This is a genomic window from Lactobacillus delbrueckii subsp. delbrueckii DSM 20074 = JCM 1012 (genome assembly GCF_001433875.1).
GTDB classification, from domain to species: Bacteria; Bacillota; Bacilli; order Lactobacillales; family Lactobacillaceae; genus Lactobacillus; species Lactobacillus delbrueckii.
In genome coordinates, this window is record NZ_AZCR01000029.1 from 1 (window position 1) to 8,149 (window position 8,149).

Genomic DNA, 8,149 nt, shown 5'->3' on the forward strand with positions numbered 1-8,149 from the left:
ATTTTTTGTGCTCTGATCCAGTGAAAACGATTTTTCTTACTGGATCGGAACAGTGTTCAGTTTAATTTTACAATCGGCGATTTTTATTTCTTGAGGAATTGATATATTATTATATCGGAACTGTTTGATACGCGTAGCATATATATCTGACAGTTCAATCTTTTTATTATGAGGAGCTTAGTAAACCCGTGAGAATCGAACACCTAGAGATCTTTGTAAACGCCGCGCAGACGCAGAGCTTTACCAAGACTGCACAAAATATGAACATGTCCCAGCCAGCGGTTTCCCTGGCCATATCCTCAATCGAGAAGCAACTGGGCTACCAGCTGTTCAGCCGCTCCCGCCGCAAGATGCTGCTGACCCCAGCCGGCCGGTCTTTGTACAACAGCATCAAGAGCGAATTGATCGACTACCGGACCGCCATTTCCAAGGCCAAGCGGATCGCCATGTCAGAAGGACAAATCACCTTGAAGGTCGGCTTAATCGGAATTCTAGCCGAACAGCTGATGCTTCCTGGCTTGATCCGCCAGTTCCGCAGAAGCCGCGACACCGTCAACATCGAATTCTTCGTTGAAAGCAGCCCGGTTCTCTTTGAGAAGCTGGCCTCCCACGAGCTTGACCTGGTCTTGTCAACTCCGGAAGCCATGCCGAGATTCCCGGACTTCACCGCCTACACGATCGGCAAGTTGAAGTGGTGCACCCTGGTGCCAAATGACCACCCTCTGGCTGAAAAGGACCTGCTTTCAGAAAAGGACCTGGACGGCAAGGACCTGGTCTTCCTGGACCTTTCTTGTTCATCACCGCTGATTACCTTGATGCAGGACCGGATTGAAAAGAACTGCAAGCAAAGCCGGATCTTCTTTGCCAACAATGTCGTGGCGCAAACCATGATGGTTTACACCCAGCAGGGCCTGGCTATCCAGCCGTACACCGGCCCGCTTGATGACGACAATTGCGAAGTCAACGGCCTAAAGCGGGTTCCCCTGGACGTCAAGGTCAGCTCAGACCTGACCCTCTTCACTTGCAAGGACGTCCTCAACGAACACGTCCTGGACTTGATGAACTGGCTCAAGGCACAAAAGCTGGGCTAAGATTATAAGTATACAGAAAAAATGCTCATCGGCTGATGAGCATTTTTCATTGCTGTTTTTTCGACTTGAGTTATTTGATTTCATTAAAGGACTTGTTGCAGTAGTTGATCAGCTGCCGCATGTCCTGCTTGCCCCAGTTCCAGGCCCGGAATTCCTTCAAAAATTCCTCTGAGCAATAGTTTAAGTAGTTGTCCTCTGCTTCTTCCAAAATCTGCCGGGGATCCATGGCCTTGATTTCTGCCAGCTGGCTTTCCCTAATATAAGCCGGGTCGTTTAAGAGAGACTTGCGGCTGACCGGCTTTAACTGGCAGCCCCAGCTGGCTGCCCGGGCGCTTGCCAGGTGCAAGAAGGCAGCGTTGTGGGTAATGCAGTCTTGCAGGATCTGCTGGCCCCGTCCAGATTGTCTGGGCATCTCCAAACTGAAGCAATACTGCCGGTCTAAAGTCAGAAAAAGACCGTGATTGTCAAGGCACTCAAACAGCTTCATCTGGTGCAGGCCCACCAGATCAAGCGGCTTGTGGCGCATGATAAAAAAGGAGAAATAGGCATGTGAGCCAAAAGACTGCACATACTGGTCTGACATCCCGATCTGCCGGCAGAGCTGCTTTTTAATAGTCAGTTCGTGGGCCGGCTCCTTCTTTCTCAGTTCATGAACCAGGCGGCGGCATGTCTTCTTTTCAAGCAAGACCCAACCGGCATCGGCGTCATAAATGATCGTCCGGTACTTGCCCAAAAGCAAGTCCATCTGGAAGTCGTAGGCCGCGACCGTCTTCTGGTTTATCTGGTAGTCCTCGTCGGCCTGGGCAGCTATTTTCCCGCTAGCCAGTAAGGCCGGCAGATTATGCCGGTCAACCACCGCCACATTCATATCGCAAATTTTCTTTCTTGTTCTCATTTTCTCCTAAACAAGCTCCTAACATTATTTACCGTTTATATGTTGTTATTTTTCTCCTAGTCTAATTTAACAAAAAGGCCCTTGTGAGGCAAGCGGTTTCATCAATTTTGGCCAACTTTTATCAGCTTTGTATGCGCTTCCGGTATTGGTTGATTTTCTAGCCGGGGACGTGTAGAATATTTTTCGTAAAAGTCCGGTTGCTTTTATCTGGACAAGTCAAGTTTTGCTAGAAGGAAAATGAAAATTTGCAAGTCGACCTTATCTCACTGACAATCTCAGGGCTGGTCCTGCTGGTCTTGATCCTCAACATTCTCTATTCCCCGGCCTTCAACCGCCTGGACCGGAAGCTGCACAAGAAACTGGTGCGGACGCAGAAGAATATTTTTTGGAAGATCATCGCCTTCATCAACGAGCCCAAGCTGGTCATTGTCTGGGACGTCTTGATTGCCGGCCTGCTCTTAAACGAAGACAATTACCGGCTCGGCCTTTGGGTCCTGGCTACCTTAGGCGTGACCGATGCAGCCGGTTTTATCGTCAAGCACCTGGTCAAGCGGAGCCGCCCTCATGCCCACCTGCCTGAAGAAGAAGGCTACAGCTTCCCCAGCGGCCATGTCTTAGGGGCAACGACCATGTGCCTGATCCTTTACGCCCTGCTCAGACGGGAATTTGATCAGTTATTTGCCGTAATTCTTTTGATCTACTGGCTCTTTGTGGTTATCTCCCGCCTTAACCTCCGGGCCCACTACCCGTCAGACGTCCTGGGAGCCGTGGCCTTGTCGGTCTTCTGTTTTACAGTCGTACAGACAATCTATGCTGCCCTCTTTTTGAAGTAGAACATAATACATAACAGAGACGATAACGATATATAGAAGCAAAAAATCCAGAGTTCTAACTTAACAGAACCCTGGATTTTTTATTTTGCAGCTTATTAATTGTGAAAGCCGACCATGACCCCCCCTCTTTCCGCGTAGAAAGAGCACAGGCCCCGCATTGGCCGGATGGTAATCTCAGCCTCCGGATATTCTGCTAGCAGCAGTTCCTTCAGCTTCTCAGCATCAGCTTCATTTTCGCAGTGGTCAATCACGACCCGGCCGCCCTGGTACTTCTCTTCCTTCATCTGCTTGACCAGTTCCCGCAGGGCCTTCTTCATTCCTCTGGCCTTGGTCAAAGGCTGCAAGTCACCGTCAACGCTGGCCGTCCCGATTAAATTTATCTTCAGCATCCCCGCAATTTTGGCCACGGCTGGCAACACCCGGCCGTTTAAGGACAGGTTTCGCAGGGACTGGAGGACAAAAAGCAAGTGAGTCTTGGTCCGGTACTCGGCAATTCTGGCTTCCAAGTCAGCAAAGCGGAGCTTGTCATCTTTAAGAATGCTTTCGATCCCTTCCAGGATTACTTCCAGTTCCGGACCGGCTGACCGGGAGTCAACGACCACAATCTGGGCATGCGGGTGAGTCTCTAAGTAGATGTCTCTGGCCTGCAAGGCGGAAGAGTAGGTCCCCGACAAGCCGCTGGTCATCGTCACGATCACTGCCTTCTCGCAGCCCTCCAAACTATCCAGCCAGCGCTGGATGCTTGGCGCGGCAGTCTTGCCTGCCTCCTGGCTGGCCTCCATCTTGTTCAAAAATGCGCCCATCTCCAGCTGCTCGTCATCCAGCCAATTTTCCTGGCCGATGGTCAAAGTCAAGGGCACGACCTCAAGGCCGCGGCTTGGGTCGGTCAAAGTATTGGCGCTTGAATCAACTATCAGTCTCACGTTTTCCATAATATTATCCTGATTCTACATTGTCTCTGGCAGCTTTTCCTGCCTTGTCTATTTCTAAATCTATTTTAACAGTTTTTCCTTAACCGGGGAATTTTTTCACTAGCCGCTTTCGAACTTGGATTTTGACCAAACTTGCTTAGCAAAAAGTAAAATTTGTAAAAAAAGCGGTTTTTGGAATCGTTTTCAAAAAACTGGCTGTTTACGGATTCACAAGCTTATACTATAATGAACTTGTAAATAATTACAGAGCGAATGCTCTTGCTGTCGGAGAATTCCTCCGCCAGCGTATTTTAAGGAGGATTTTTTAATGACCAAGGTTGTTATTGAAAACGTTCATGCTAGAGAAATCTTTGACTCACGTGGTAACCCAACTGTTGAAGTTGAAGTTACTTTGTCAAACGGTGTAGTTGGCCGCGCTGAAGTTCCATCTGGTGCTTCAACTGGTGAAAACGAAGCTGTTGAATTGCGTGACGGTGGCTCACGTTTGGGCGGCAAGGGTGTTATGAAGGCTGTTAACAATGTTAACACTGCCATCAACAACGAACTGCAAGGCGCAGACCCATTCAACCAACCAGCTATCGACAAGGCTATGATCGAACTTGACGGTACTCCAAACAAGAGTAAGTTGGGCGCTAACGCTATCTTGGGTACTTCAATGGCTACTGCTGTAGCAGCTGCTAAGGCTACCCACCAACCTCTTTACCGTTACCTTGGCGGTACTGACTTGTCAATGCCTCAAACTTTCCACAACGTTATCAACGGTGGTGAACACGCTGACAACGGCATCGACATCCAAGAATTCATGATCACTCCAGTTAAGAAGACTTCATTCCGTGACGGCTTCGAAAAGATCGTTAACACTTACCACACCTTGAAGAAGGTTTTGGAAGAAAAGGGTTACGAAACTGGCTTGGGTGACGAAGGTGGTTTCGCTCCTAACATGAAGGACTCAGAAGAAGCTTTGAAGGCTTTGCACGAAGCTATTGAACGTGCTGGTTACGTTCCTGGCGAAGACATTGCCATCGCTTGTGACTGTGCCGCTTCATACTACTACAACAAGGAAGACGGCAAGTACCACCTGGAAGGCAAGGTTCTTGACGGTGACCAATTGGCAGAATACTACGACAAGTTGCTCGCAGAATTCCCAGAATTGATCTCAATGGAAGACCCTTACGACGAAAACGATACTGAAGGTATGGTTAAGTTCACTCAAAGCCACAAGGACCGTCTGCAAATCGTTCTTGACGACTTTATCTGCACCAACCCACGTTTGCTGGAAAAGGCCATCAAGGAAGGCGCAGGTAACGCTTCATTGATCAAGCTGAACCAAATCGGTACTGTAACTGAAACTTTGGAAACCATCCGGATTTCACGTAAGCACGGCTACAACACTATGATTTCTCACCGTTCAGGTGAAACTGGTGACACCTTCATCGCTGACTTCGCTGTTGCTACTAACGGCGGCCAACTGAAGACTGGTGCCCCAGCTCGTTCAGAACGTGTTGAAAAGTACAACCAATTGTTGAGAATCGAAGAACAACTCGGTGACGGTGAACGTCTCGACTTCTTCCCAGCTCAAGACTAATCATTAAAAGATTAGCTCAATAAAGATCCGCATAAGCGGATCTTTTTTTGTACGCAAAATTCCCCTGGAGAATTAACAGCTTTTCCCCTGCTCTTTATACTAGTTCAGACCAACTTGCCAGACGAGGCAGTTAAAAAGCGGGCAAAAGCTGTTTTTGCCAATGGGAGTATTATTTTGGCCGCCGTATTCGATCAATAAGCCCAGGCTGCCTTGTGCCGCGGCTGCGAGATGACCCGGGCGGCAATTGCTATTTTGGGAGAGGATTTTGCCAAAGCCTGGCAGTACCCCCCTCTCCTTGACCCTGCTGCCTGTTTTTGCCTTCTACCTGTTCTATAAAACTGGCCGCTATATTCGCAAGGGAGAGGAAGATTTCAAGCTGAGAGAGAGCGTCTTTCTGCTCCTCCTGTTCCTTATCGCCATCTGCTTTGCCATTGCAAGAAATCTGTAAGCTTTCTTGTTTTTTATCTAACTTAGCCCCGCAATGTGTTGCATACACTGCGGGGCTAAGTTGCCCGAGGGTACCAATTTTTGCATAAAGTGCGGGGCACCAGTTGAAAAAGTTGAGTCCGATGGCAGTGAGAAAAAGCCAGCGGTGGTGAACCAGGTTGACAACAGTATCGACCAGATGGGCGAGCAAATCGGCCAGATCATTAACGATGACCGCTTGATTTATGACGGGACCGCCTTAGGCATGCTTGTCCGGGCACTTGTTGTGATCCTCACCCTGGTAATTCCTTTTGCCTTTCTGGCATCCCCATGGGCATATTGCTGGCTGTGGCGTTACCAATACTCCCACACTCATGTGGACCACAGTTCTGCAGAATAATATTTGGCAAAAAATAATACGCTCAGATCAGCTTGATTTGAGCGTATTTCTTTGCTTTATTCTTCCGTCTTGATGACCAGCTTGCGGCCATCCAGGGTCCCCTGGAGCAGCTGCCTGATCAGTTTCTTGGCATTTTTTTGCGACCGGGCCAAGAGGCCGGACTTTTTGGCCACGCCTGTCGCCTTCTTTAAGGCCGCCTGCTCAGCCTTGGTAATGTCTTCTTTTTGGTTCCAGTTAAAAAGAGCATAGCTCTGGTCATAGAACTTAATTGAGGACGGGTCGATCTTCTTGTCCAGCAGCTGGCTTTGCGGCAAAGTCACGGTCACCTGGTCTTGATTGACTTGGACCTTGATGTCCTTGACCTTGACCCCGGCTTTAAAGTTGGACGTATAGACCATAGTAAAGCCCTTCTTGGTGACAAAAGGAATCTGCCCGTTAGATAGTTTGTAAATGCCAGTATAGGTGTACTGCTCAGTCGCCAGCTCCCCAATAGCCTTCAATTTAGCAGAAACCGTGGCGACCGTTACCTGCTCCTGGCTTTCCTTGGGCAGATGCTGGCCGATCATGATCCCGCCAGCCAGAAAGACCACGGCGATCAAGAGGGCAGCCAGCTTTTGGAGAAATCCGGTCCTTCTGCCAGACCCTTTATCTGTTCTTTTTTGCAAAAAAGTCCCTCCTTACGTGCCCTCTATCATAGCAAGGGCGGCTAGAAAAAACAATCAAGAAGCCAGTGATTTCTAAATATCTTAGCAACTTGCCCCCAAAAAGCTTCTTTTCTTAGCTTTATGCGAATATCTGGCTATTTTACCTATTTTTACAATCTTTTTCATAAAAGTTGTCATTTTCCCTTGCATCAGCTTCCCTTTTACGCTAAAATCAAAAACCAATAATTGATTTAATTTCAGATTTATCTTTACTTTTAAAGGAGCAGATCAAAATGAGGACGAGGACTTACCACCACCGAACATAGCACCATCCACGATGGTGACTAAAGCTGTTTCATTGCAAGGCGAGGACTGGCAATGAAAAGCTGTCATAGTCATAAGTCGCTCATTGGCTCCAGTATTTCAATTACTGTCAACTTGATCAATTTTAAGTACTCTTGCCCGGAACTTTGCCGCTTGTCAGCTCTTCATTGCTTGTGTCCTTTTAGACGAAGGATTAAACATGAACAAGATCATCGAAGTTAAGCATCTGAAGAAGAATTACGGCGACAAGGAAGTTCTCAAGGACATCAATGCCGTCATCGAAAAAGGAAAAGTCATCACGGTTATTGGTCCATCCGGTTCAGGCAAGAGTACTTTTTTGCGCTGTCTGAACCTGCTGGAAAAGCCAACCAGCGGCCAGGTCACTTTTGAAGGAACGGAACTGACCGACCTTACAGAAGAAGAACTGGACCAACTCCGGCAGAAGATGGGCATGGTCTTCCAAAGCTTCAACCTCTTCCCTAACATGTCCGTCATTGAAAACGTTAAGCTGGTGCCGATGAAGGTCAAAGGGATGAGTGACCAGGAGGCCGGCGACCTGGCCCATGAACTTTTAGCAAAAGTTGGCCTGGATGACTTTGCTGACCACTCCCCGGCCAGCCTGTCCGGCGGCCAGCAGCAGCGGGTTGCTATCGCCCGGGCTTTAGCCATGCAGCCGGACATGATGCTTTTTGACGAACCGACCAGTGCCTTAGACCCGGAAATGGTCGGGGAAGTCTTAAAGACCATGCAGGATTTAGCCCAAACTGGGATGACCATGGTTGTGGTCACCCACGAAATGGGCTTCGCGCGAAAAGTCGCTGATGAGGTCTGGTTCATGGCTGACGGTTATCTTTTGGAACAGGGCAGCCCCGACCAGGTCTTTGACCACCCGCAAAGTGACCGGGCCAAGGACTTTTTGGCAAAAATTTTGGAAGCCTAGCAAAGGAAGAATGAAGCAAGATGAAGAAACTTATTAAAATTATGACCGCCCTCCTCCTCTTGGCCGGGCTCTTTACCGC

Annotated in this window: 9 protein-coding genes and 1 pseudogene; 7 read left to right on the plus strand and 3 right to left on the minus strand. The window is 48.6% G+C overall.

The features are described from left to right. Window positions 1-188 precede the first annotated feature (188 nt). Window positions 189-1,091, plus strand: coding sequence for a LysR family transcriptional regulator (locus FD23_RS05260; RefSeq protein WP_052933693.1), 903 nt, complete (start codon window positions 189-191; stop codon window positions 1,089-1,091). 70 nt (window positions 1,092-1,161) lie between these two features. Here FD23_RS05260 and FD23_RS05265 read toward each other — a convergent pair whose 3' ends face one another. Next, a complete protein-coding gene (locus FD23_RS05265) occupies window positions 1,162-1,959 on the minus strand; it encodes a hypothetical protein (protein WP_025895907.1) in 798 nt (265 codons plus the stop codon). A 272-nt stretch (window positions 1,960-2,231) separates the two neighbouring features. Here FD23_RS05265 and FD23_RS05270 point away from each other — a divergent pair, with 272 nt between their 5' ends. After that, a complete protein-coding gene (locus tag FD23_RS05270) occupies window positions 2,232-2,819 on the plus strand; it encodes a phosphatase PAP2 family protein (RefSeq protein WP_025895906.1) in 588 nt (195 codons plus the stop codon). Between the two features lie 95 nt (window positions 2,820-2,914). On the opposite strand, the gene FD23_RS05275 is transcribed toward FD23_RS05270, so the two are convergent. Beyond that, the gene (locus FD23_RS05275) at window positions 2,915-3,751 is read right to left on the minus strand and encodes a DegV family protein (RefSeq protein ID WP_052933694.1); all 837 of its coding nucleotides are present in this window, start codon (window positions 3,749-3,751) and stop codon (window positions 2,915-2,917) included. A 307-nt stretch (window positions 3,752-4,058) separates the two neighbouring features. On the opposite strand from FD23_RS05275, the gene eno reads away from it, so the two are divergent. The 4 genes and pseudogenes from eno (at window position 4,059) to FD23_RS05290 (ending at window position 6,162) form a co-directional block, all read left to right on the plus strand. Further along, window positions 4,059-5,336, plus strand: a complete 1,278-nt coding sequence (gene eno / locus FD23_RS05280; protein WP_025895905.1) for a phosphopyruvate hydratase — start codon at window positions 4,059-4,061, stop codon at window positions 5,334-5,336. Window positions 5,337-5,564: 228 nt separating this feature from the next. Then, window positions 5,565-5,672, plus strand: a complete 108-nt coding sequence (locus tag FD23_RS10475; protein ID WP_230844856.1) for a DUF2752 domain-containing protein — start codon at window positions 5,565-5,567, stop codon at window positions 5,670-5,672. Window positions 5,673-5,817: 145 nt separating this feature from the next. Then, window positions 5,818-5,883 (plus strand): annotated as a pseudogene (locus FD23_RS11055) (zinc-ribbon domain-containing protein); the annotation flags it as partial. 48 nt (window positions 5,884-5,931) lie between these two features. Further along, window positions 5,932-6,162, plus strand: coding sequence for a hypothetical protein (locus FD23_RS05290; RefSeq protein ID WP_230844857.1), 231 nt, complete (start codon window positions 5,932-5,934; stop codon window positions 6,160-6,162). Between the two features lie 56 nt (window positions 6,163-6,218). Here the strand turns inward: FD23_RS05290 and FD23_RS05295 are convergent, their stop codons facing one another. Then, the gene (locus FD23_RS05295) at window positions 6,219-6,827 is read right to left on the minus strand and encodes a DUF4230 domain-containing protein (RefSeq protein ID WP_025895899.1); all 609 of its coding nucleotides are present in this window, start codon (window positions 6,825-6,827) and stop codon (window positions 6,219-6,221) included. Window positions 6,828-7,329: 502 nt separating this feature from the next. On the opposite strand from FD23_RS05295, the gene FD23_RS05300 reads away from it, so the two are divergent. Continuing rightward, entirely contained in the window at window positions 7,330-8,070 is a 741-nt protein-coding gene (locus FD23_RS05300; RefSeq protein ID WP_052933695.1) for an amino acid ABC transporter ATP-binding protein, read from the plus strand. Window positions 8,071-8,149: the final 79 nt, after the last annotated feature.

Coding starts and splice junctions, on each gene's coding strand:
- eno (WP_025895905.1), top strand. CDS start 4,059: ATGACCAAGGTTGTTATTGAAAACGTTCATGCTAGAGAAATCTTTGAC.
- FD23_RS05265 (WP_025895907.1), bottom strand. CDS start 1,959: ATGAATGTGGCGGTGGTTGACCGGCATAATCTGCCGGCCTTACTGGCT.
- FD23_RS10475 (WP_230844856.1), top strand. CDS start 5,565: ATGACCCGGGCGGCAATTGCTATTTTGGGAGAGGATTTTGCCAAAGCC.
- FD23_RS05275 (WP_052933694.1), bottom strand. CDS start 3,751: ATGGAAAACGTGAGACTGATAGTTGATTCAAGCGCCAATACTTTGACC.
- FD23_RS05300 (WP_052933695.1), top strand. CDS start 7,330: ATGAACAAGATCATCGAAGTTAAGCATCTGAAGAAGAATTACGGCGAC.